The organism is Mycobacterium sp., assembly GCF_049683935.1.
Classification (GTDB): domain Bacteria; phylum Actinomycetota; class Actinomycetes; order Mycobacteriales; family Mycobacteriaceae; genus Mycobacterium.
The window spans coordinates 1-22,556 of the sequence record NZ_JBAUJR010000290.1 but is presented as its reverse complement, the minus strand read 5'-3'; the positions used below and the strand labels follow the sequence as shown (position 1 = coordinate 22,556).

Below are 22,556 nucleotides of genomic sequence, written 5' to 3'. Positions count from 1 at the left end.
GCTTCCGGGATCTGGTCGTCGGTGTGCGCAGCGTGCCTGCGGCGCGACTGGCCGACCACAACGCCAACCTCGTCGGCGGAGACATCGGCGTCGGCGGCAACAACATGTTCAGCGCGCTCACCGGTCCCGCACTGCGCTGGGATCCGTGGTCGACGCCGATCCCGAAGGCGTACCTGTGCTCATCGGCGGCCCCGCCCGGCGGTGGGGTGCACGGCATGTCGGGGTACTACGCCGCCCGCACGGTTTTGCGCAAGGAGTTCGGCATCAGGGACATGCCGAACCTGTCGCCGTGAGTACGCTGTTCGCATGACAAAACTCGCGGTCATCTACTACTCGGCGACCGGGCACGGCACCACAATGGCCAACCGGGTCGCAGCGACAGCCGAGTCTGCGGGCGCGGAGGTCCGGGTACGGCACATCGCCGAGACACGGGATCCCGAGTCCTTCGCCAAGAACACCGCGTGGACGGCCAATTACGAAGCAACCAAGGATCTCCCGGCAGCCACCGGTGACGACATCGTCTGGGCCGACGCGGTGATCTTCGGATCGCCGACCCGTTTCGGCAACGCGGCATCACAGTTCCGCAATTTCATCGACTCACTGGGTGGCCTCTGGGCTCAAGGCAAGCTCGCCGACAAGGTCTACGCCGCGTTCACCTCGTCACAAACCGCGCATGGCGGTCAGGAGACGACGCTGATCACCCTCTACATCTCCCTGATGCACTTCGGCGGCATCATCGTGCCGCCCGGATACACCGACGGCGTCAAGTTCGCCGACGGCAACCCCTACGGCGTCGGGCACGTCACCGGCCCGGAAAACAGCAACGACCTCGAAGGCGCCACGCTGGACGCGCTCGATCACCTGGCGCGCCGCGTGGTCGGGGTGGCCGACCGCCTGTCCTAGACGCGAAATCGGTGTAGTTCGTCTCGCTCAGCGTGACGAACTACACCGAAATCACAAGGAAACTAGGCAGTTTCGGTGATCGGGCGATCGACCCAGCTCATCAGGTCACGCAGCTTCTTGCCGGTCACCTCGATGGCGTGTTCGGCATTCTCCTTGCGCAGCTTCTCGAGTCGCTTGTTGCCGCCCTCGACGTTGGCGACGAGCTCCTTGACGAAGCTGCCGTCCTGGATGTCCTTGAGGATGCCGCGCATCCGCTCCTTGGTGTCGGCGTCGATGACCCGCGGGCCGGACAGGTAGCCACCGAATTCCGCAGTGTCGGACACCGAGTAGTTCATCCGCGCGATGCCGCCCTCGTACATCAGGTCGACGATCAGCTTGAGCTCGTGCAACACCTCGAAGTAGGCGAGCTCGGGCGCGTACCCGGCCTCGACCATGACCTCGAAGCCGGTCTTGACCAGTTCTTCGGTACCGCCGCACAACACGGCCTGCTCACCGAACAGATCGGTCTCGGTCTCGTCCTTGAACGTGGTCTTGATGACGCCGGCCCGGGCGCCGCCGATGCCCTTGGCGTAGGACAGCGCCAGAGCCTGGCCCTCACCCTTGGGGTCCTGGTCGACCGCGATCAGGCAGGGCACTCCCTTGCCGTCGACGAACTGGCGACGCACCAGGTGCCCGGGCCCCTTCGGCGCGACCATGCCGACCGTCACGTTGGCCGGCGGCTTGATCAGGTCGAAGTGGATGTTCAGGCCGTGACCGAAGAACAGCGCGTCACCGTCGTTGAGGTTCGGCTCGATGTCGTTCTTGAAGATGTCGGCCTGGGCGGTGTCGGGTGCGAGCACCATGATCACGTCGGCCCACTTGGCGACCTCTGCGGGGGTGTCCACCTCGAGGCCCTGCTCAGTCACCTTCTCGCGGGACTTGGAGCCCTCCTTGAGACCGACCTTCACCTGCACACCCGAGTCGCGCAGGCTCAGCGAGTGCGCATGACCCTGGCTGCCGTACCCGATGACGCCGACCTTGCGACCTTGGATGACCGACAGGTCTGCGTCGTCGTCGTAGAACATCTCAACTGCCATCTTCGTGGATCTTCTTTCTTCTCTTTGCTTTTCGAATCATTACTTGGTGCTGATACCGCGGGGGCCGCGGGACAGCGACACCACCCCGGACTGGACGATCTCGCGGACACCGTAGGGCTCGAGCACCCGCAACAGCGCTTCGATCTTTTCAGGCGTTCCGGTGGCCTCGACGGTCAGCGACTCGTTCGAGACGTCGACGACCTTGGCGCGGAACAGGTTGACCGCTTCGATCACCTGGCCACGGGTGGACGCATCGGTGCGGACCTTGATCAGCGCGAGCTCGCGGGAGACGGTGGTCTCCTCGTCCTGCTCGACGATCTTGATCACGTTGATCAGCTTGTTGAGCTGCTTGGTGATCTGCTCCAACGGTGAATCCTCGACATCGACCACGATGGTCATCCGGGAGAGATTCTTGTGCTCGGTGGCGCCGACGGCCAGCGACTGGATGTTGTAGCCGCGCCGGGAGAACAGCGACGCGACGCGGGCGAGTACGCCCGGTTTGTCCTCCACGAGCACCGACAGCGTGTGTGTGCGCGGAGCAGCGGTGCTCATGCGTGTCCCTCTTCCGGATCGCCGAACAACGGCCGGATTCCCTGCGCCGCCTGGATCTCGTCGTTGCTGGTGCCTGCGGCCACCATCGGCCACACCTGGGCGTCGGCGCCGACGGTGAAGTCGATGACCACCGGCCGATCGTTGATCGCCCGGGCTTGATTGATCACGTCTGCCACATCTTCCTCACGCTCACAACGCAATCCGACGCAGCCGAGCGCCTCGGCCAGCTTGACGAAGTCCGGGATGCGCCGCGAATGGGTGGACAGATCAGTCTGGCTGTACCGCTCTTCGTAGAACAGCGTCTGCCACTGCCGCACCATGCCGAGGTTGCCGTTGTTGATCACCGCCACCTTGATGGGGATGCCCTCGATCGCGCAGGTGGCCAGCTCCTGGTTGGTCATCTGGAAGCACCCGTCCCCGTCGATGGCCCACACCTCGGTATCCGGGCAACCCATCTTGGCGCCCATCGCCGCGGGCACCGCGTAGCCCATGGTGCCCAGCCCACCCGAGTTCAGCCACGTCTTGGGCTTCTCGTAGGAGATGAACTGTGCGGCCCACATCTGGTGCTGCCCGACACCGGCCACGTAGATGGCGTCGGGTCCGGCGAGCTTCCCCAGACTTTCGATGACGTACTCGGGTGACAGGCTGCCGTCGCTCTGCGGCCCGTAGCTCAGCGGGTAGGTGTCCTGCACGTTCTGCAGGTAGGTCCACCAATCGTCGATCTCGATGCGGTCGGAGGCGCCGTCACGGCGCAGCACGTCGAGCAGGTCGGTGAGGACCGCCTTGATGTCACCGACGATCGGCACGTCGGCGTGCCTGTTCTTGCCGATCTCCGCGGGGTCGATGTCGGCGTGGATCACCTTGGCCTCCGGGGCGAACGACTCCAGCTTGCCGGTCACCCGGTCGTCGAAGCGTGTCCCCAGTGCGATGAGCAGGTCGCTGCGCTGCAGCGCGGCCACCGCGGAGACGGTGCCGTGCATGCCGGGCATACCGAGGTTCTGCCGGTGGCTGTCCGGGAACGCACCGCGCGCCATCAGCGTGGTGACGACGGGGATACCGGTGAGTTCGGCCAGCGCCGCCAGTTCCGCGGTGGCTTCACCGCGGATCACGCCGCCGCCGACGTAGAGCACCGGCTTGCGGGCCGCGGTCATCAGCTTGGCGGCCTCGCGGATCTGCCGGTTGTGCGGCTTGGTGTTCGGCTTGTAGCCAGGCAGATCCATCTGCGGTGGCCAGCTGAACGTGCACTCTCCCTGCAGGATGTCCTTCGGGATGTCGACGAGCACCGCGCCCGGGCGTCCCGTGGAGGCGATGTGGAACGCCTCGGCCAGCGCGCGTGCGATGTCGTCACCGTTGCGCACCAGGAAGTTGTGCTTGGTGATGGGCATCGTGATGCCGGAGATGTCGGCCTCCTGGAACGCGTCCGTGCCGATCAGCCCCCGGCCGACCTGACCGGTGATCGCCACCACCGGAATCGAGTCCATCTGGGCGTCCGCCAGCGGCGTCACCAGGTTGGTCGCACCGGGACCGGACGTCGCCATCATGACGCCGACCTTGCCGGTGGCGTGGGCGTAACCGCTGGCCGCGTGGCCCGCGCCCTGCTCGTGGCGGACCAACACGTGCCGCAGCTTCTGCGAGTCGAACAGCGGGTCGTACACCGGCAGGACCGCACCGCCGGGGATACCGAAGATCGTATCGACGTCGAGCTCCTCGAGCGCCCGGATGACGGCCTGGGCGCCGGTGAGCTGATGCGGGGCAACTCTATTCGGTTGACGTGTGGCTTGCGCCGGGGCTGTGGCGGAGTTGTGCTTCGCGGCAGCCGCTGTCCCGTTCGTCGGGGTCGCCGACTGCTCGGGTGGTCGCGTGGTGGGTGCGCTCACGGTGTCCTCTGGTCTTTCTCGGTCGGTGCGATCTTCTCAAAATCGGTGCTGGGGCAACAAAAAACCCCCGTCAGCCCAGGGCTGTACGAGGGTTGCGCGTCGATGCTGTTTTGCTATGCCCGAATCGGGGCCAGCGCGGCATCAACGCGCAACCCAATTACTACGAGCATGGTCTGCATAGCCGTCGACGGTAGCCGCCGAACTGGCCAAACGTCAAATGCGCTGTCGATGGAATGATGGCGGCATGGGTTCCCCTTCGACGTCGGCCCCGGTGGTCATCAGGATCTCACCCATGGCGCACCTCGCGGTCGCGCTGTTCTCGTTCGCACTGCTGTCGGTGGTGCTGGCCGTGGGCGGGTGGTCTGTGCTGTTGTTCGTCATCCCGGTGATGTTGTCGCTGGTGATCAGCCGGTACCGGACCACCGCGGACGGGGACGGGGTCACCGCGAGACGGCTGCTGAGCAGCGAGACGGTTCGCTGGGACGAGATCGACGGGCTGCGGTTCGGCCGACGGGCCTGGGCGCTGGCGCGCCGCCGCGACGGGACTGAGTTGTCACTGCCGGCCGTCACGTTCGCCACCCTGCCGCAGTTGACGGTGGCCAGTGGCGGACGCGTGCCCAATCCCTACGACTAGCAGCCCGACCAGTTTCGTTGAGACTGCGACCCTGGCGCGTGTCTCTCACACTTCGTCGCCCTCAACGCAGCCTCAACGCCAGTGCTGGACCAAGGCTCGCACGTCACGCCAACGGATTGGCGCCGTTGAGCAGCACCCAGATCGCCACGCCCGCACCCACACCCAGGATCAGTGCGGCGAACGAACCGATGAAGGGGCGACGGGCCCAGCCCCGGCCCGCGTCCAGACCGTACCTACCGGGACCGACCAGAATCAGCGCCGCGACCACGCACACCAGGATCACCAGGTATTCGTGGCCGTCGGTGAGGAAGGCCGAGAGCCTGGCCTCGTCGTGGGCGATCGATACCTCGACGAGGAAGGCGGTGACCAGGTAGGCCAATGCTCCCGCGGCGGCGATCGGGGTGAACAGGCCGAGGACGAGCAGCACACCGGCGACGATCTGGCCCCCGGCGGCCACGTAGGTCAGAATGTCGGCGTACTGAAAGCCCCATTCGGTCAGCGAATCCCGGAAGCCACCGAGACCGGGACCGCCCCACCAGCCGAACACCTTCTGCAGGCCGTGGCCGATGAACAGGGCGCCGACGGCGATCCGCAACAACAGCAGGCCCAGGTCCTGGGTGCCTCTGCGATCCGCGTCGCGGCGATCGGGGTCACTGACGACCTCGGCGGGGGCCGCGGCACCATATGCGCCGGCCGCCAGACCACCGCTGGGCTGTACGTACGGCAGCGGTTCGGGATCGTTCATCAGGCCGAAGGGGTGTTCGTTCGCCGGCTTCGCGGCGTCGTAGCGCGGGATCGCAGTGGTTTCGAAGTCACCGCCGTAGTTCGCGGAAGGGAGATCGTCCTCGGGATCCACCAGGCTCGCCGACGCAGGCCGACCGCCCGATTCGTCGGGCCGCTGCCAGGGGCGTGGGTCTTGGGGACTTGTCACGGGTGCCAGGGTAAGTGCTAGTCACCGCCGAATCGGGAATTGGCGCGGCGCGTTGACCGCTGTTTATCGACACGTTTGTGCTGCGCCGGGCGCTGTCGGGCGGAGCGCGTGGCGCGTACCGCCCGACAATCCGTAACCTGGCGTGCATGAGTCAGCGCCGGTCGTCGGGTGCAGTTGTCGTGTTGCTGTGCGCGGCACTGTTCGCCGGTGCGGGCTGCGCCCGGTTCGATTCGGCGCAGTCCCAGCCGTTCACCACCGAACCCGAACTCGCCCCGGGCCCGACGTCCACCCCACCTCCGCCGCCGCCACTTCCCGCCACCCCGTTCCCGAAGGAATGCCCGGCGCCGGGCGTCATGCAGGGCTGCCTGGAGAGCACCAGCGGGTTGATCATGCTGCCTGACAGCCAGTCCGCGCTGGTCGGCGAACGCACCACGGGAGCGGTCAAGCAGGTGGCGGTCCGCGCGGAACCCTTCGTCAAGACGGTCATCCCCGTCGACCCCAGCGGCGATGGCGGGCTGATGGACATCATCCTGTCGCCGACCTACTCCCAGGACCGGTTGATGTACGCCTACATCAGCACCCCCACCGACAACAGGGTGGTCCGGATCGCCGACGGGGATGTCCCCAAGCCGATCCTGACCGGCATTCCCAAGGGGGCCACCGGCAACAGGGGCTCGCTGGCCTTTACCAGTCCGACGACCTTGATGGTGCAGACCGGCGATGCGGGCGACCCCGGCCTGGCGTCGGATCCCGGTTCGATGGCCGGCAAGCTGCTGCGCATCGAACAGCCGACCACGGTCGACCAGGCCCCCACCACCACCGCGATGTCGGGTCTCGGACCGGGCGGTGGCATGTGCATCGATCCGGCCGACGGCGCTCTGTATGTCACCGACCGGACCGAGACCGCCGACCGGTTGCAGCGCATGAGCAAGGACTCGACGGTGTCCACGGTGTGGACCTGGCCCGATCGCCCCGGTGTGGCGGGCTGCGCCGCACTCGACGGCACCGTGCTGGTCAACCTCGTCGACACCAAGCAGACGGTCGCCGTGCAGATGGCCCCGGAGACCGGTGCGGTGACCGGCGACCCGGAAGTGGTCCGCCAGGACCAGCACGGACACGCCTGGGCGCTGCAGGTCTCCTCCGACGGCAACGTCTGGGGCGCCACGGTCAACAAGACCAACGGTGATGCCGAGAGGCTCGACGACGTGGTGTTCCCGCTGTTCCCGCAGGGTGGCGGCTTCCCGCGGACCAACGAGGAGAAGACCTGATCCGCCTCGCCTACTGCGGGCCCGAACCCTGCAGGCGGAGTATCAGCCTCGTTCCGCCCATCGGGCTGACCTCCAGGGCAGCAGTGCCACCGTGGATCTCCGCCTGCTGAGCGACGAGCGCCAAACCCAGACCTGAGCCCGACCTCGACGCTGTGGTGCCCCGGTGGAAGCGCTCGAACACCTCGGCCCGCTCTTCCTCCGGCACACCCGAGCCGTTGTCATCGACGGCGATCTCCACCCCGGCTGAGGAACTGACGACACTGAGCCGAACCTGGGTGGCGGCACCGTGTTTGACGGCGTTGGCGATGGCGTTGTCGATGACGAGTCGAAGGCCCGCGGGCATCCCGAGCATCAACACACTCGTCGACGACGCCAGCGACACATCGAGGCCCGGATAGTTGTGCATCGCGTCGTGGGCTGCACGATCGAGCAGTTCGGCGACGTCGACGGGAACGAAGTCGTCGACCGTGGTCAGCTCCCCCTGTGCGAGCCGTTCCAGGGCGGTCAGCGTCGCTTCGATCCGGGTCTGGGTGCGCATCACGTCGCTGATCACCTCCTTGCGCTGCTCGACGCCCATGTCGAGGGTCAGCAGCACCTCGAGGTTGGTGCGCATCGCTGTCAGCGGCGTGCGCAACTCATGGGAGGCGACGGCGGCGAAGTCGCGCGCCGACTCCAGTGCCGCCCGGGTGCGCTGCTGCTCGTCGCCGATCCGGGCGAGCATCCCCTCGACGGCTTCGGAGATCTCGACCGCTTCCCACACGCCGCGCACCTGCACCTCGTCGGGATTGGACTGGGCGTTGATGGCGCGAGCCTGTTGCGCGAGCAGCCGGAACGGGTTGACCATGATCAGCGCGATCACCCACCCGACGAGAAGTGTCCCCAGGATCACCCCGAAGCAGATCCAGAACACCCGCCAGTGCAGTGAGTCGATGCGGGCCTGGGTGTCGGCCAGCGGCGCCCCCAGCGCGATCGATGCGGTGCCGGTGGTGATCGTGCGGATCCGGTACTCGACGCCGTCGATCGTGGCGTCGGCGTATCCGCTGGGCATCTCCGGCAATACGATGTCGGCCGGAATCGAGACCGTGGCCTCACCGATGCGGGCGGTGCGCACCAGGCCGCCCTCGGTGGGCTCGGGACCGATGCCGTCCTGCGCGCTGCGCAGCAGGGTGTTGACGTCACCGAAGCTCGACAGTGAATCCAGTCGCCGGTCGAGTTGGTCGTACTGATCGTCGGTGACGCCGACCCAGACCCACACGCCCAGGGTCAGCACCAGGATGATCACACCGAGCTGGGACAAGATGACGATCGACCGCAGCGACAGCAGCCGCAGCGGATGCACCAAGATGCGCAGCACCAGGTCCTGGGGTGACTTCATCTGCTAGCTACAAGCGGCCATGACCAGCTCGCGTACCCGCGCGGCGTCGGCCTGGCCTTTGGTGGCCTTCATCACCGCACCGACGATCGCCCCGGCGGCCTGCACCTTGCCGCCGCGGATCTTCTCGGCGACGTCGGGGTTGGCGGCCAGCGCTTCGTCGACGGCGGCTTGGATCAGCGAGTCGTCACGCACGACGGCCAGCCCGCGGTCGGTCATCACCTGCTCGGGGTCACCCTCGCCGGCCAGCACGCCCTCGACGACCTGACGCGCGAGCTTGTTCGACAGCTTGCCGTCGTCGACGAGCTTGACCACCGCAGCGACCTGGGCGGGGGTGATCGCAAGGTCGGGCAGCGCCACGCCGAGTTCATTGGCCTTCTGCACCAGGAAGTTTCCCCACCACGCTTTAGCGGAGTCACTGGATGCACCGTGCTTCACGGTCTCGGTGATCAGGTCGATGGCGCCGATGTTGACGAGATCGCGCATCACCTCGTCTGAGATCCCCCACTCCTGCTGGATTCGCTTGCGCGACAACCACGGGAGCTCGGGAATGGTCCTCCGCAGCTGCTCGACGTAGTCGGCGCCGGGAGCGACCGGTTCGAGGTCGGGCTCGGGGAAGTACCGATAGTCCTGTGCGGTCTCCTTGCTGCGGCCGGGCGAGGTGTAGCCGTCCTCGTGGAAGTGCCGGGTCTCCTGCACGATTGTCCCACCGGACTCGAGAACTGCTGCCTGCCTACGCATCTCGTATCGGACCGCCACCTCGACGCTCTTGAGCGAGTTGACATTCTTCGTCTCGGTGCGGGTACCGAACTCCGCTTGACCGATCGGTTTCAGTGACACGTTCGAGTCGCAGCGCATCGAACCCTGATCCATCCGCACATCGGAAACATCCAAGCCGCGCAGCAGATCTCGCAGCGCGGTCACGTAGGCGCGGGCGATCTCGGGGGCTCGCTCGCCGGTGCCTTCCACGGGTTTGGTGACGATCTCGATCAGCGGCACACCCGCGCGGTTGTAATCCAGCAGCGAGGTGGTGGCCCCTTCGATCCGGCCGGTGTCACTACCCAGGTGGGTCAGCTTTCCGGTGTCCTCCTCCATGTGGGCGCGCTCGATCTCGATCCGCCACGTGGTGCCGTCGTCGAGCGGGACCTCGAGGTGACCGTTGATGGCGATGGGCTCGTCGTACTGGCTGATCTGGTAATTCTTGGGCTGGTCCGGATAGAAGTAGTTCTTTCGGGCGAAGCGGCCCCACGGAGCGATGTCGCAGTTCAGCGCGAGGCCGATGCGGATGGCGGATTCGACGGCGACCTGGTTGAGCACCGGCAGCGAGCCGGGCAGTCCGAGACATACCGCGCACACCTGGGTGTTGGGGTCGCTGCCGAAGCTGTTGGCGCAGCCGCAGAACATCTTGGTCTTCGTCGACAGTTCGACGTGCACCTCCAGGCCGAGCACGGGCTCGTATTTGGCCATGACCTCGTCGTAATCCAGCAGTTCGGCGGTGTCGACAGACATGCGGTTGATCCTAGTGGGTCACGTTTTCACCCCGGGCACACGCGAACCCGCGCCACACAGAGCCTCAGCCGAAGAACTCGGCGGCGTCGTCGTAGCGGCTCTGCGGCACCAGCTTGAGCTGTTTCACGGCGTCGGCCAGCGGGACCCGGCCGATGTCCTGGCCGCGCAACGACACCATCATCCCGTACTCGCCGGCATGGGCGGCGTCGGCGGCGTTCACCCCGAAACGGGTGGCCAGCACACGGTCGTAGGGTGTCGGCGTGCCACCGCGTTGCACGTGGCCGAGCACCGTCACGCGCACTTCCTTGTTGATCCGCTTCTCGACCTCGACGGCGAGTTGCTGCGCGACGCCGGTGAACCGTTCATGACCGAACTCGTCGGTTCCGCCCTTGGCCAGCTGCATCGAGCCCTCGGCGGGTTTGGCGCCTTCGGCCACCACGCAGATGAAATGCGAATCACCCCGCACGAACCGCTGCTTGACCAGCCGACACACCTCTTCGACGTCGAACGGCTGTTCCGGGATCAGTGTCATGTGGGCCCCGGAGGCCAAACCGGCGTTCAGTGCGATCCAGCCGGCATGGCGACCCATCACCTCGACGAGCATCACCCGCTGATGCGATTCGGCGGTGCTGTGCAGGCGGTCGATGGCGTCGGTGGCGACGTGCAGCGCGGTGTCATGGCCGAAAGTCACGTCGGTGCAATCGATGTCGTTGTCGATCGTCTTGGGAACACCCACCACGGGCACGTTCTCCTCGGACAGCCAGTGCGCCGCGGTCAGCGTGCCCTCACCGCCGATCGGGATCAGCACATCGATCCCGTTATCCTCCAGCGTCTGCTTGATGTGATCCAGACCCGCGCGCAGCTTGTCCGGGTTGGTGCGCGCGGTGCCCAGCATCGTCCCGCCCTTGGCCAACAACCGGTCGTTGCGGTCGTCGTTCCTGAGTTGGATGCGGCGGTCCTCCAGGAGTCCGCGCCAGCCGTCCTGGAAGCCCACCACCGACGAGCCGTAGCGCACGTCACAGGTGCGGACCACCGCCCTGATCACCGCGTTGAGGCCGGGACAGTCGCCACCGCCGGTCAGCACTCCGATACGCATGGCCCCATCCTCCCCCGTCAGAGCGCAGTTGGCAGTGGACCGCGGGCAACCTCATAGGCCGCACCGACCCGGTAGAGCCGGTCATCGGCCAGCGCAGGCGCCATGATCTGCAGTCCGACGGGCAGTCCGTCGTCCGCCGACAATCCCGACGGCACCGACATCCCGCAGTGGCCGGCGAGGTTCAGCGGCAATGTGCACAGGTCGAACAGGTACATCGACAGTGGATCGTCGACCTTCTCGCCGAGCCGGAACGCGGTGGTCGGCGTGGTCGGCGACACCAGCACGTCGACGCTGCGGTAGGCCTCGTCGAGATCCCGCGCGATCAGGGTGCGGACCTTCTGGGCCTGGTTGTAGTAGGCGTCGTAATATCCGGCGGACAGCGCGTATGCGCCGATCATGATCCGGCGCTTGACCTCGGACCCGAAACCGGCGGCCCGGGTCAGCGCCATCACCTCTTCGGCGCTGTGAGTGCCGTCGTCCCCGACGCGCAGGCCGTACCGCATCCCGTCGAACTTCGCGAGGTTCGACGACACCTCTGAGGGCAGGATCAGGTAGTAGGCCGGCAATGAGTAGTCGATGTGCGGACAATCCACCTCGCTGACCTGCGCACCCAGAGCGGTCAGCTGATCGACCGCGGCGTTGAACGAGTCAAGCACCCCCGGCTGGTAGCCCTCTCCGCTGCGCAGCTGCTTGATGACCCCCACCCGGACACCGGTCAGGTCGCCCGCAGCGCCGGCTCTGGCCGCACCGACGACGTCGGGCACCGCGGCGTCCACCGACGTCGAGTCGCACGGATCATGGCCCGCGATGACGGCGTGCAGCAGCGCGGTGTCGAGCACGGTCCGCGCACACGGCCCACCCTGGTCCAGCGACGAGGCACATGCGATCAGCCCGTAGCGGGAGACCGTGCCGTAGGTGGGTTTCACGCCGACGGTCGCGGTGAGCGCGGCCGGCTGCCGGATCGACCCGCCGGTGTCGGATCCGATGGACAGAGGCGCCTGGAAGGCAGCCAGGGCGGCTGCGCTACCGCCGCCCGAGCCACCGGGGACCCGGTCGAGGTTCCAGGGATTGCGGGTGGGCCCGTAGGCCGAGTTCTCGGTCGACGACCCCATGGCGAACTCGTCCATGTTCGTCTTGCCCAGGATCGGGATGCCGGCGGCGCGCAGCCGCGCGGTCACCGTGGCGTCGTACGGCGACATCCAGTCTTCGAGGATCTTCGATCCGCACGTCGTGGGCATGTCGGTCGTGGTGAACACGTCCTTGAGCGCCAATGGCACGCCAGCCAGCGGCGACGGCAGTCGCTCACCGGCGGCGACGGCTGCGTCGACGGCGGCTGCGGCCTCGAGCGCCTGATCCGCCGCGACGTGCAGGAAGGCGTGGTATTCGCCGTCGGTGGCGGCGATCTGGTCCAGGCAGGCCTGGGTCACCTCGGTCGAGGACACCTCGCCCGCGGCGATCTTCGTGCTGAGGGTGGCCGCATCGAGCCTGGTCAGCTGGCTCATTCGGCTTCTCCCAGGATGCGTGGGACGGCGAATCGGTGGTCGGCGGTCTTGGGTGCCGCCGCAAGGGCCTGCTCCTGCGGCAGGGAGGGCCGGACCACGTCGGAGCGGAACACGTTGACCGATTTCAACGGATTGTCCGTGGCCTCGACGCCGGTGACGTCGACCGCCTGGATCTGACTGACATGGCCCAGGATCGCGTCCAACTGGCCGACAAAGCTGTCCAGTTCGGCGTCGGTCAGGGCGAGCCGCGCCAGCCGTGCCAGGTGAGCTACTTCGTCTCGAGAGATCTGGGACACGACCACGAAGCCTAGTTCAACCACGGTCCGGTGATGACGCCCGAGTCGCTGCCGACGGGTGCCCGTGAAACAGTGTTGCCCGTGCCTTCGTATCTGCTGCGGGTCCAGCTAGAGGACAGGCCGGGCAGCCTCGGCTCCCTGGCCGTGGCACTCGGCTCCGTCGGCGCCGACATCCTGTCGCTGGATGTGGTCGAACGCGCCGCGGGTTACGCGATCGATGATCTGGTGGTCGATCTGCCTCCCGGCGCGATGCCCGACATGCTCATCACCGCCGCCGAGAAGCTCAACGGCGTGTACGTGGACAGCATCCGGCCACACACCGGACTGCTCGATGCGCATCGGGAACTGGAGTTGATCGACCACGTCGCTGCAGCCGACGGTGCGCTCAAACGGCTGCAGGTGCTCGTCGACGAAGCCCCGAAGGTGCTGCGCGTCGGCTGGAGCACCGTGACCCGGCTTTCCGAATCCGGCCCGCAGCGACTCGTGGGCAGCCCCGGGGCCCCAGAGACTCAGGCCTCCGAGACGCCGTGGCTGCCGATCCACGACGCCGTCGCACTCGATGAATCAGCCGACTGGATACCGCAGGTGTGGCGGGACATGGACACCACGCTGGCCGCAGCGCCGCTGGGTGATTCGCGCACCGCGGTGGTGCTGGGCCGTCCCGGCGGACCGGTGTTCCGGCCCAGCGAGGTGGCCCGTCTGGGCTACCTGGCCGGGATCATCGCGACGATCCTGCGCTGAGACCTACTGAGCCGCGTCGCCCGGACCGTTGTCCAGCAGTTCGCGGAACCCGTCTTCGTCGATGACGGGCACCCCGAGCTCAATTGCCTTGTCGTACTTGGATCCTGGCGCGTCACCGGCGACCACGTAGGCCGTCTTCTTGGACACCGAACTGGCCGCCTTGCCGCCGCGGGCGATGATGGCCTCCTTCGCCTCGTCGCGGGAGAAGCCGGGCAGCGATCCGGTGACGACGATCGAGAGCCCCTCCAGCGTGCGTTCGATGCTGGCGTCTCGCTCGTCGGCCATCCGCACGCCTGCGTCGCGCCACTTGTCGACGATCGCACGGTGCCAGTCGACGGTGAACCAGTCGACGACCGCCGCGGCGATCGTCGGACCCACCCCTTCGGTCGCGGCGAGCTGCTCCTCGGAGGCGGCGGTGATGGCCTCCAGGCTGCCGAATTCGGTGGCCAACGCCCGGGCGGCCGTCGGCCCGACGTGGCGGATCGACAGCGCCACCAACACCCGCCACAGCGGCTGGGACTTGGCCTTGCCGAGGTTTCCCAGCAGCCGCTTGCCGTTGGCGGACACCTCACCGGCCTTGGTGGTGAACAGTTCGGTCTGCATCAGATCATCGGCGGTGAGGCCGAACAGATCACCTTCGTCGGTGATCACTTCCGCCTGCAACAGCGCTGTCGCGGCCTCGTAGCCGAGACCCTCGATGTCGAACGCACCGCGTCCGGCGACGTGAAACACCCGCTCCCGCAACTGCGCCGGACATGTGCGCGAGTTCGGACAGCGGATGTCGGCATCGCCTTCCTTCGCGGGGGCGAGTTCGGTTCCGCATTCCGGACAGTGAGTGGGCATCACGAACTGCCGCTCGGAACCGTCCCGCAGGTCCACCACCGGTCCGAGCACCTCGGGGATGACGTCACCGGCCTTGCGGATCACCACGGTGTCACCGATCAGCACACCCTTGCGCTTGACCTCCGACGCGTTGTGCAGTGTCGCGAGCCCGACGGTCGAGCCCGCGACCTTGACCGGCTCCATGTAGGCGAACGGTGTCACCCGTCCGGTGCGTCCGACGTTGACCCGGATGTCGAGCAACTTCGTGGTGGCTTCCTCGGGCGGATACTTGTACGCCACCGCCCAGCGTGGTGCCCGTGACGTCGCCCCGAGGCGCCGCTGCAGCGCGACCTCGTCGACCTTCACCACGAGTCCGTCGATCTCGTGCTCCACGTCGTGGCGGTGCTCGCCCCAGTACGCGATGCGTTCGGTGACCGCCTCGAGTCCCCTGACCTGGGCGGTGTGGTCGGACACCGGCAGCCCCCACGCTTTGAGCGCGCGGTAGGCATCGTGCAGTGTTTTGAACGAGGAACCGGCAGGGCCTTCGATGTGGCCGAGGCCGTGGCAGATCATCCGCAGCCGGCGCCGGGCGGTCACCGCGGGGTTCTTCTGACGCAGCGATCCCGCAGCGCTGTTGCGGGGGTTGGCGAACGGGGGTTTGCCCTCGGCCACCAGGCCGGCGTTGAGGTCTTCGAAGTCGGCCACCCGGAAGAACACCTCGCCGCGCACCTCGAGGACCGAAGGCAGCGGGAATTCCTCTGTCCCGGTGAGCTTCTCGGGCACGTCCTCGATGGTGCGCGCGTTCAGGGTCACGTCCTCGCCGGTGCGCCCGTCGCCGCGGGTCGCACCCCGAACCAGCCGTCCATCGCGGTAGACCAGCGCCAGGGCCACCCCATCGATCTTCAACTCGCACAGGTAGTGGGCATCGGGACCGATTTCGTCCTTGATCCTGGCCGTCCACGCTGCGAGCTCGTCGGGGGTGAACACGTTGTCCAGGCTCAGCATCCGCTCGAGGTGATCGGCGGAGGTGAATTCGGTGGCGAATCCGGCGCCGCCGACGAGCTGCGTGGGCGAGTCGGGGGTGCGGAGTTCGGGATGCTCGTCTTCGAGTGCCTGCAGTTCGCGCAGCAGTCCGTCGAACTCGGCATCGGAGACCACCGGTGCGTCGCGGACGTAGTAGCGGAACTGATGTCCTCGCACCTCTTCGGCGAGTTCCTGCCAGCGGCGACGGACGCCTGCCTCAGGCGCGTCGTCAGCCTGCTCGGCCAGCACCGCCTCGGGGTCGGGGGTCGCCTGGGCACTCACTCTGGCAGGCTATCGGAGCCCTCCGACAGCGGATCCGGCGCGCTCGCGGATCTGCTGCGCCGAATCCGCCGGATAGGCTGGCGCCATGCCGCATCCGATCATGTTTCGGGACGACGACATGGGATTGGCCGAGGTCCGCGCCATCGCGCTCGGATTTCCCGGGGCGTACGAGAAGATCTCCTGGGGCCGGCCGGTGTTCTGCGCGCCCAAGATGTTCGTCATGTACGGCGGAAGCGTCAAGGGCAGCGCCAAGGGTGAGTACGTGCAGTACCCGCACTCGATGCTGATCAAGGTCGACGACAGCGACCGCCGAGCGCTCCAGCAGGACACCCGGTTCTTCTTTCCCGCCTACATGGGGCCCTTCGGTTGGTTGGGCCTGGACTTCACCGCGACGAAGGTGGACTGGGACGAGGTGGCCGAGCTGACCGATTCGTCGTTTCGGTTGGTCGCTCCGAAGAAATTGATCAGACAGCTCGACGAACGTTGACCCCTCGGGGGCCGGGCATGGTTCGATCGGGACCATGAGCTTCGCGAGCCCCTTCCCCGAAGTCGACATTCCCACCGCCAGCGTCTACGAATATCTGTTCGCCGGACTGGACGACGCCGATCTCGACCGCATCGCCCTGATCGACGCAAAGTCCGGCAGGCAGACCACGTATCGCGAGATGGTCGCCCGAATCGACACGTTCGCCGGTGCCCTCGCCGACCGCGGCATCGGTGTCGGCGACGTCGTCGGACTGCTCGCGCCCAACAGTTCGGCCTTCGCTGTCGCGTTCCACGGGATCCTGCGTGCGGGTGCGACGGCCACCACGATCAACGCGCTGTTCACCGCCAAGGACATCGCCAAGCAGCTGACCGACTCCGCCGCCAAGATGCTCATCACCGTCACCCCTCTGCTCCCCCAGGCAAAGGAGGCGGCGGCACTGATCGGCCTCGCGGACGAGAACCTGGTGGTGCTCGACGGGGCGGGCCGCGCGACCGACGGATTTCCCAACGCCGCCGACCTGCTCGCGGCGACAAAACCGGCCCCTCACGTCGTCTTCGCGCCGTCCTCGCATCTTGCGGTGCTGCCGTACAGCTCGGGGACGACGGGCAATCCCAAGGGCGTCATGCTCACCCACCGCAACCTGGTCGCCAACGTCGCCCAGATCCGACCTCTGCACGGAATGGTCTCCGACGACGTCATTTTGGCGGTTCTGCCGTTCTTCCACATCTACGGCATGACGGTGCTGCTCAACGCGGCTCTGCATGCCCGCGCCCGGTTGGTCATCATGCCGAGCTTCGACCTCGGCGAGTTCCTGGGCAACATCGCAGAACACAAGTGCACCATCGCGTTCATTGCGCCGCCGGTGGCGGTCGCGCTGGCCAAACATCCGCTGGTGGACTCCCATGACCTGTCATCGCTCAACGTCGTCATGTCGGGTGCCGCCCCACTGGACGCCGATCTGGGCCGTGCGGTCGCCGACCGACTCGGCTGCAAGGTGGTGCAGGGGTACGGGATGAGCGAGCTGAGCCCGGTCAGCCACATCACCCCGTTCGACGGAGGCCGGCACAACATGAGGGCGGACGCGCCGCTCAGTTCTGTCGGCTGGACGGTGTCCAACGCCGCGTCGAAGATCGTCGATCCCGAGACCGGAGACGAAATCGGGCTGCCGGAAGAGGGTTTGAGCGCAACCGGTGAACTGTGGTTCAAGGGGCCCAACGTGATGGCCGGATATCTCAACAACGACGAAGCCACCCGGGGAACGATCGACGACGACGGCTGGTTGCACACCGGCGACCTCGCCCAGGTCGACGCCGCGGGGTGTGTGTACATCGTCGACCGACTCAAGGAGTTGATCAAGTACAAGGGCTACCAGGTGCCGCCCGCCGAGTTGGAGGCGGTGTTGCTGGCGCATCCGCAGATCTCCGATGCCGCGGTGATCGGTGTGCAGGACGACGAGGGCGAGGAAGTCCCCAAGGCCTTTGTCGTCAAAGCCGACTCAGCGCTGACCGAGGCGGAGGTGATGGAGTTCGTCGCGAGCCAGGTCGCCCCTTACAAGAAGGTCCGACAGGTCGAGTTCATCGACGCTGTCCCCAAATCGGCGTCGGGCAAGATCCTGCGAAAGGATCTGCGCACCACCAAGTAGCGGTTCTGTCTAGCCGTGACAGCGCCGGATCGCCCGGCGGACCAGATCAGCCTCCTGGCTGCTGCCATCGGCGAACTGAGCCTGCCGTGACTCGGGGACGTTCCTCTTCACGAAGAGGTCGAACGCCGCGACAGCGTCCCGGCAATCCCGCAGCGCCGCGTACTCGATGTCAGCGTCGATGTCGTTGCATCTGGCCAGATAGTCGTAGTAGTCGGCCATGCTTCTGAAGGATTTCACGAACACGCCCACCCATCTCGTGACGCGTGCCGTCACGGAATGCCCGTTCGAATTCAGCGAATCGAATCGCGGATGGTCAGCTCAGCCTTGTGGCTCGTGCTGGTCGGCGGCACATCACGGACCAGAACTCTGACCTGGCTTGGGTGTCAACGTCGACCATCATAACCCCAGATCGACGCGTCGAATGGAGGAATTCGGCGGCATCTTCACGGACCCGCAGGGCCTTCACACGGCCTCTGGATCCTCGGCGAACGCGTCCGCCGCGCGCTGGGCCAACTCGATTGCCGTGCGCGCCCATGCCGGTGTCGCCGCAGCGAGGCCGCAGGACGGGGTGACACCGACACGGTCGCGCAGCACGCCACGGGGAAACCCGAGGCGGTCGGTCACGGCGGCCACCGTCGCGGCAATCTGTTCTGCGGACGGCGGCGCACCGGTCACCGTGGTCGGCACCGCGCCCAGCAGGACGGTTCGCCCCGACTCGACGAATTCGCCGACCCCGTCGAGATCTGCAGCGGTCAACGTGTTTGCATCGACCGAAACAGCAGCAATAGCGCTGCGCTGCAACAACTTCCATGGCAGACCCGCGGCGCAGCTGTGTACCGCCACCTCCCCGCCCGCCACCGCGACACATTCGTCGAGCAGTTCGGTGACCACGGCCTCGTCCACCGGATGTACCGGCGACAGTGTGGAAACCCCTGTCAGCCGGCCCAACAGCGCGGCCGGCAACGACGGTTCGTCGAACTGCACGACCACGTCGGACTCCAACCTGCGCGCGATCTGCGCACGCAGCGCTGCCATCCCCTCGGCAAGGGATCTGGTCAGATCACGCACCGCGCCGGTGTCGGTCAGCGCGCGATGCCCGCCGGGCAGTTCCAGGTGTGCGGCAAGGGTCACCGGTCCGGGTGATTGCACCTTGACGGTCCGCCCGCTGCCCCGCAGTCCGGCCTTCTCCCAGGCCTCCTCGAGGGCGTCGATGTCCTCGTCCAGAAAGCTCACCGCCCGCCTGGTCACCGACCGGCGGCCGGGCGCGATGCGGTACCCGCGAGGCACCGTGTCGATGGAGATGTCCACCAGGATCGCCCCGGCGCGGCCGATCAGATCGGCGCCCACTCCGCGGCCGGGCAACTCGACGAGGTGGGGAAGGTGGTGCAGTTCGCCGACGATCACCTCGGCAGCCTCCCTGGCAGATGAGCCAGGCCAGGAGCCGATGCCGGTCGCGCTAGCAAAAACACTCACTCGATGGACCCTATGCGACCGGCTACCCTCGTGCGTATGACGGCCCGCGGGTACGTGCTCGCACTGAGCGCCGTGGCGGTGCTGGTGGTCGGCTGCACGCAGATCGTCGATGGAACGGCCACCCGGTCCGTGCCCGGCATCGACGAGGATTCCCGCTCACCGGTTGATGTCGACACGGTGCTGCTCGAGCGGGCGCAGATGCAGGCGATCACCGGAGCGGGCGAGGACCTCACCCCCATCCCGGGGATGGACAGCAAGGTACCCGTGGACATCGATATGATGTTGGAATCCGTTCCGCCGCAATGCCAGTGGGTGTTCGCCGAAACTCAGATCTTCGGGTCCGAGGTCGAGGAGTTCCACAAGTCGACGTTCCAGAACCCGCCGCGCGGCGGGTTGATCTCCCAGGCTGCCGCAGGCTACCGCGACGCCGTCGTCGCACAACAAGTCTTCGACGATCTCGTCGACCGCATCGGAGAGTGCGATTCGACCGCGTCGGGTCCGGCGGTGGTCGGCGACGTGACGACGACAGCGGATTCCGCGGTCATCCGCCCCGGCAGCTGCGGTCGGGACTACCGGGTGAAGTCGGTGGTGCTCGTCGAGGTGACGTTCTGCGCTTTCCCGGACTCGGTCCCCGAGATCGTCATGACGAACATCCTGGCGAACGTGCCGGGCTGACTCAGCGCGCCTCGCGAATCGTCGCGCTGCCCAGCACCTCGTCGCCCTCGGGGTCCGGGCGGTAGAGCACCAGGGTCTGACCGGGGGCGACTCCCCGCAGTGGCGTGCGCAGTTCGACGGTCAACGTCTCACCACGTGGTTCGGCGACCGCCTCGGCGAGTCCGCCGTGAGCGCGGACCTGCACCACGCATTCGACCGGCCCCTGAGGGGCGACACCCGCGGTGAACACCGGACCGTCGCCGACGAGTGTGCTGACCTCGAGGTCGGCCACGTCGCCGACGTGCACGGTGCCGCTGTCGGCATCGATTGCGGTCACGTACTTGGGACGGCCGTCGGGGCCGGGACCGGCGATGCCGAGGCCCTTTCGCTGACCGATGGTGAAGCCGTGGACGCCGTCGTGTTCGGCCAGCACAGTCCCCGCGGCGTCGACCACGGTGCCGCGTCGCACGCCGATGCGCGCACCGAGGAATGCCTTGGTGTCACCCGACGGGATGAAGCAGATGTCGTGGCTGTCCGCCTTCTCGGCCACAGCCAACCCGCGGCGGGCGGCCTCCTCCCGGATCTGCGACTTGGGAGTGTCGCCGATCGGGAACACGGCGTGCCGCAACTGATCAGCGGTCAACACTGCCAGCACATAGGACTGGTCCTTGTCGTGATCGACGGCGCGACGCAGCCGACCTGCTGACAACCGTGCGTAGTGGCCGGTCGCCAACGCGTCGAAGCCGAGCGCCAACGCCCGGGACGCCAACGCGGAGAACTTGATTCGTTCATTGCACCGAACACAGGGATTGGGCGTCTCGCCACGGGCGTAGGACTCCACGAAGTCGTCGATCACGTCCTCTTTGAACCGATCGGCGAAATCCCAGATGTAGAAGGGAATGTCGAGCACGTCTGCGACGCGGCGCGCGTCGCCGGCATCCTCCTTCGAACAGCATCCGCGGGAACCGGTGCGCAAGGTCCCCGGCGCCGAGGACAGCGCCAGGTGCACACCCACGACATCGTGTCCGGCATCGACCATCCGCGCGGCGGCCACCGAGGAATCCACCCCGCCGCTCATCGCGACCAGAACCCTCATCGCCGCCCTCTGCTCTTCGCGCAAGCGCTCATCGCCGCCCCGAACTGGCCAGCGCCGCCTGCCGCGCCCGGTCGACCGCCGCCGGCAGTACCTCGAGCACAGCGTCAACGTCGGCGTCGGTGCTGGTATGACCCAGCGAAAGTCTCAGTGAGCCACGGGCACTCGCAGGATCGGCGCCCATCGCGGTCAGCACGTGGGACGGCTGCGCCACCCCCGCCGTGCACGCCGAACCGGTGGAACATTCGACACCTTTGGCGTCCAGGAGCATCAGCAGCGAATCGCCCTGACAGCCGCGGAACGTGAAATGTGTGTTGCCGGGCAAGCGGTCGGCGTCGCCCGGCGCACCGTTGAGGTAGACGTCGTCGACTGTCCCCAGCACCCCGTCGATCAATCGGTCGCGGAGCGCCCGCACCCGGGCGCTGGTCGACTCCATGGTCTCGACCGCGGACCGCGCGGCGGCGGCCATCCCCACGACGCCGGCAACGTCCTGCGTGCCCGAACGCACGTCGCGCTCCTGCCCGCCACCGTGGAGTTGCGGCACGCACGCCGTCTCGCGACGCAGCAACAGTGCGCCGACCCCGGTGGGACCACCGAACTTGTGGGCGGCCACGCTCATCGCCGACAGGCCGCTGGCGGCGAAATCCACCGGGATCTGGCCGACGGCCTGGATGGCGTCGCTGTGCATCGGGATGTCGAACTCGGCGGCGACTGCGCCCAACTCGGCGATCGGCATGATCGTGCCGACCTCGTTGTTGGCCCACATCACCGAGATCAGGGCGACATCGGCCGGATCTCCCACGGCCGCACGCAACGCCGCGGCGCTGACAGCGCCGAATTCGTCGACCGGCACCCAGGTGACCTGCGCGCCTTCGTGCTCGACAAGCCACTCCACGGCGTCGAGTACCGCGTGATGTTCGACAGGGGTCGTGACGATCCGGCAGCGCTGCGGGTCGGCGTCCCGGCGCGCCCAGTAGATGCCCTTGACGGCGAGGTTGTCGCTTTCGGTGCCGCCCGCGGTGAAGATCACCTCGGACGGCCGCGCACCCAGGAGCTGGGCGAGCGTCTCTCGCGATTCCTCCAGCCGGCGGCGGGCCACCCGGCCGGATCCGTGGAGCGAGGAGGCGTTGCCGACCGCGGCCAGCTCAGCCGTCATCGCCTCGAGCGCGGCGGGACGCATCGGGGTGGTGGCGGCGTGGTCGAGATAGACCGGCGCAAGCGCTGACATAACCGTTCCACAATAGCCGCCACACCTGTCGGGGCCCCACTCCGCTCACGCCACCAGGGCGTGGCCCTCACCGGACCCGGCACGCGCCACCAGCG

21 protein-coding genes and 1 pseudogene are annotated in these 22,556 nt (G+C 67.2%); 8 read left to right on the top strand and 14 right to left on the bottom strand.

Annotation, left to right across the window (positions count from 1 at the left end):
- Window positions 1-293 (top strand): annotated as a pseudogene (locus tag WA965_RS17035) (dehydrogenase); the annotation flags it as partial.
- A gap of 13 nt (window positions 294-306) precedes the next feature.
- Entirely contained in the window at window positions 307-903 is a 597-nt protein-coding gene (wrbA, locus tag WA965_RS17030) for an NAD(P)H:quinone oxidoreductase (protein WP_526297339.1), read from the top strand.
- 62 nt (window positions 904-965) lie between these two features.
- Here the strand turns inward: wrbA and ilvC are convergent, their stop codons facing one another.
- From ilvC to WA965_RS17015, 3 genes are read right to left on the bottom strand one after another with little or no spacing between them, the layout of a single operon-like run.
- Window positions 966-1,979 carry a ketol-acid reductoisomerase gene (gene ilvC, locus WA965_RS17025; protein WP_526297337.1) on the bottom strand — a complete coding sequence of 338 codons (1,014 nt, stop codon included), beginning with the start codon at window positions 1,977-1,979 and terminating at the stop codon, window positions 966-968.
- Between the two features lie 39 nt (window positions 1,980-2,018).
- Window positions 2,019-2,531, bottom strand: a complete 513-nt coding sequence (gene ilvN / locus WA965_RS17020) for an acetolactate synthase small subunit (RefSeq protein ID WP_526297335.1) — start codon at window positions 2,529-2,531, stop codon at window positions 2,019-2,021.
- Window positions 2,528-4,408: an acetolactate synthase large subunit gene (locus WA965_RS17015; RefSeq protein ID WP_526297333.1), complete on the bottom strand. Its 1,881-nt coding sequence runs from the start codon at window positions 4,406-4,408 to the stop codon at window positions 2,528-2,530. The genes ilvN and WA965_RS17015 overlap by 4 nt, the downstream gene beginning before the upstream one ends.
- Window positions 4,409-4,652: 244 nt before the next feature.
- On the opposite strand from WA965_RS17015, the gene WA965_RS17010 reads away from it, so the two are divergent.
- Entirely contained in the window at window positions 4,653-5,042 is a 390-nt protein-coding gene (locus tag WA965_RS17010; RefSeq protein WP_526297331.1) for a PH domain-containing protein, read from the top strand.
- Window positions 5,043-5,145: 103 nt separating this feature from the next.
- Here the strand turns inward: WA965_RS17010 and WA965_RS17005 are convergent, their stop codons facing one another.
- Complete coding sequence (locus WA965_RS17005; protein WP_526297329.1) at window positions 5,146-5,973, bottom strand: DoxX family protein; 828 nt, start codon at window positions 5,971-5,973, stop codon at window positions 5,146-5,148.
- 146 nt (window positions 5,974-6,119) lie between these two features.
- Between WA965_RS17005 and WA965_RS17000 the strand changes: the two genes are divergently transcribed.
- Entirely contained in the window at window positions 6,120-7,241 is a 1,122-nt protein-coding gene (locus WA965_RS17000; protein ID WP_526297327.1) for a PQQ-dependent sugar dehydrogenase, read from the top strand.
- A 10-nt stretch (window positions 7,242-7,251) separates the two neighbouring features.
- Here the strand turns inward: WA965_RS17000 and WA965_RS16995 are convergent, their stop codons facing one another.
- The 5 genes from WA965_RS16995 to gatC all read right to left on the bottom strand — a co-directional run bounded on the left by WA965_RS16995 (window position 7,252) and on the right by gatC (window position 13,016).
- Window positions 7,252-8,616 (bottom strand): sensor histidine kinase, encoded by a 1,365-nt coding sequence (locus WA965_RS16995; RefSeq protein WP_526297325.1) that lies wholly within the window; start codon window positions 8,614-8,616, stop codon window positions 7,252-7,254.
- A gap of 3 nt (window positions 8,617-8,619) precedes the next feature.
- Window positions 8,620-10,122, bottom strand: coding sequence for an Asp-tRNA(Asn)/Glu-tRNA(Gln) amidotransferase subunit GatB (gatB, locus tag WA965_RS16990; protein ID WP_526297323.1), 1,503 nt, complete (start codon window positions 10,120-10,122; stop codon window positions 8,620-8,622).
- 64 nt (window positions 10,123-10,186) lie between these two features.
- Complete coding sequence (locus WA965_RS16985) at window positions 10,187-11,218, bottom strand: ATP-dependent 6-phosphofructokinase (protein ID WP_178362130.1); 1,032 nt, start codon at window positions 11,216-11,218, stop codon at window positions 10,187-10,189.
- Window positions 11,219-11,235: 17 nt separating this feature from the next.
- A complete protein-coding gene (gene gatA / locus WA965_RS16980) occupies window positions 11,236-12,720 on the bottom strand; it encodes an Asp-tRNA(Asn)/Glu-tRNA(Gln) amidotransferase subunit GatA (protein WP_526297321.1) in 1,485 nt (494 codons plus the stop codon).
- Window positions 12,717-13,016 carry an Asp-tRNA(Asn)/Glu-tRNA(Gln) amidotransferase subunit GatC gene (gene gatC / locus WA965_RS16975; protein WP_526297319.1) on the bottom strand — a complete coding sequence of 100 codons (300 nt, stop codon included), beginning with the start codon at window positions 13,014-13,016 and terminating at the stop codon, window positions 12,717-12,719. The genes gatA and gatC overlap by 4 nt, the downstream gene beginning before the upstream one ends.
- Before the next feature lie 81 nt (window positions 13,017-13,097).
- Here gatC and WA965_RS16970 point away from each other — a divergent pair, with 81 nt between their 5' ends.
- Window positions 13,098-13,757, top strand: a complete 660-nt coding sequence (locus tag WA965_RS16970; protein ID WP_526297317.1) for an ACT domain-containing protein — start codon at window positions 13,098-13,100, stop codon at window positions 13,755-13,757.
- Window positions 13,758-13,760: 3 nt separating this feature from the next.
- Here WA965_RS16970 and ligA read toward each other — a convergent pair whose 3' ends face one another.
- Window positions 13,761-15,851 (bottom strand): NAD-dependent DNA ligase LigA, encoded by a 2,091-nt coding sequence (gene ligA / locus WA965_RS16965; protein WP_526297371.1) that lies wholly within the window; start codon window positions 15,849-15,851, stop codon window positions 13,761-13,763.
- A 118-nt stretch (window positions 15,852-15,969) separates the two neighbouring features.
- On the opposite strand from ligA, the gene WA965_RS16960 reads away from it, so the two are divergent.
- Both WA965_RS16960 and WA965_RS16955 read left to right on the top strand, forming a co-directional pair.
- Window positions 15,970-16,371: an MmcQ/YjbR family DNA-binding protein gene (locus tag WA965_RS16960; protein WP_526297315.1), complete on the top strand. Its 402-nt coding sequence runs from the start codon at window positions 15,970-15,972 to the stop codon at window positions 16,369-16,371.
- Window positions 16,372-16,405: 34 nt separating this feature from the next.
- Complete coding sequence (locus WA965_RS16955; protein WP_526297313.1) at window positions 16,406-18,013, top strand: 4-coumarate--CoA ligase family protein; 1,608 nt, start codon at window positions 16,406-16,408, stop codon at window positions 18,011-18,013.
- Between the two features lie 9 nt (window positions 18,014-18,022).
- Here WA965_RS16955 and WA965_RS16950 read toward each other — a convergent pair whose 3' ends face one another.
- Both WA965_RS16950 and WA965_RS16945 read right to left on the bottom strand, forming a co-directional pair.
- Window positions 18,023-18,250 (bottom strand): hypothetical protein, encoded by a 228-nt coding sequence (locus tag WA965_RS16950; protein ID WP_526297311.1) that lies wholly within the window; start codon window positions 18,248-18,250, stop codon window positions 18,023-18,025.
- A gap of 225 nt (window positions 18,251-18,475) precedes the next feature.
- Window positions 18,476-19,486, bottom strand: coding sequence for a uroporphyrinogen decarboxylase/cobalamine-independent methonine synthase family protein (locus WA965_RS16945; protein WP_526297309.1), 1,011 nt, complete (start codon window positions 19,484-19,486; stop codon window positions 18,476-18,478).
- A 36-nt stretch (window positions 19,487-19,522) separates the two neighbouring features.
- Here WA965_RS16945 and WA965_RS16940 point away from each other — a divergent pair, with 36 nt between their 5' ends.
- Window positions 19,523-20,161, top strand: a complete 639-nt coding sequence (locus tag WA965_RS16940; RefSeq protein ID WP_526297307.1) for a sensor domain-containing protein — start codon at window positions 19,523-19,525, stop codon at window positions 20,159-20,161.
- Between the two features lies 1 nt (window position 20,162).
- On the opposite strand, the gene mnmA is transcribed toward WA965_RS16940, so the two are convergent.
- Together mnmA and WA965_RS16930 are read right to left on the bottom strand one after the other, a co-directional pair.
- Window positions 20,163-21,236, bottom strand: a complete 1,074-nt coding sequence (mnmA, locus tag WA965_RS16935) for a tRNA 2-thiouridine(34) synthase MnmA (protein ID WP_526297305.1) — start codon at window positions 21,234-21,236, stop codon at window positions 20,163-20,165.
- Window positions 21,237-21,264: 28 nt separating this feature from the next.
- Window positions 21,265-22,461 (bottom strand): cysteine desulfurase family protein, encoded by a 1,197-nt coding sequence (locus tag WA965_RS16930; protein WP_526297303.1) that lies wholly within the window; start codon window positions 22,459-22,461, stop codon window positions 21,265-21,267.
- Window positions 22,462-22,556: the final 95 nt, after the last annotated feature.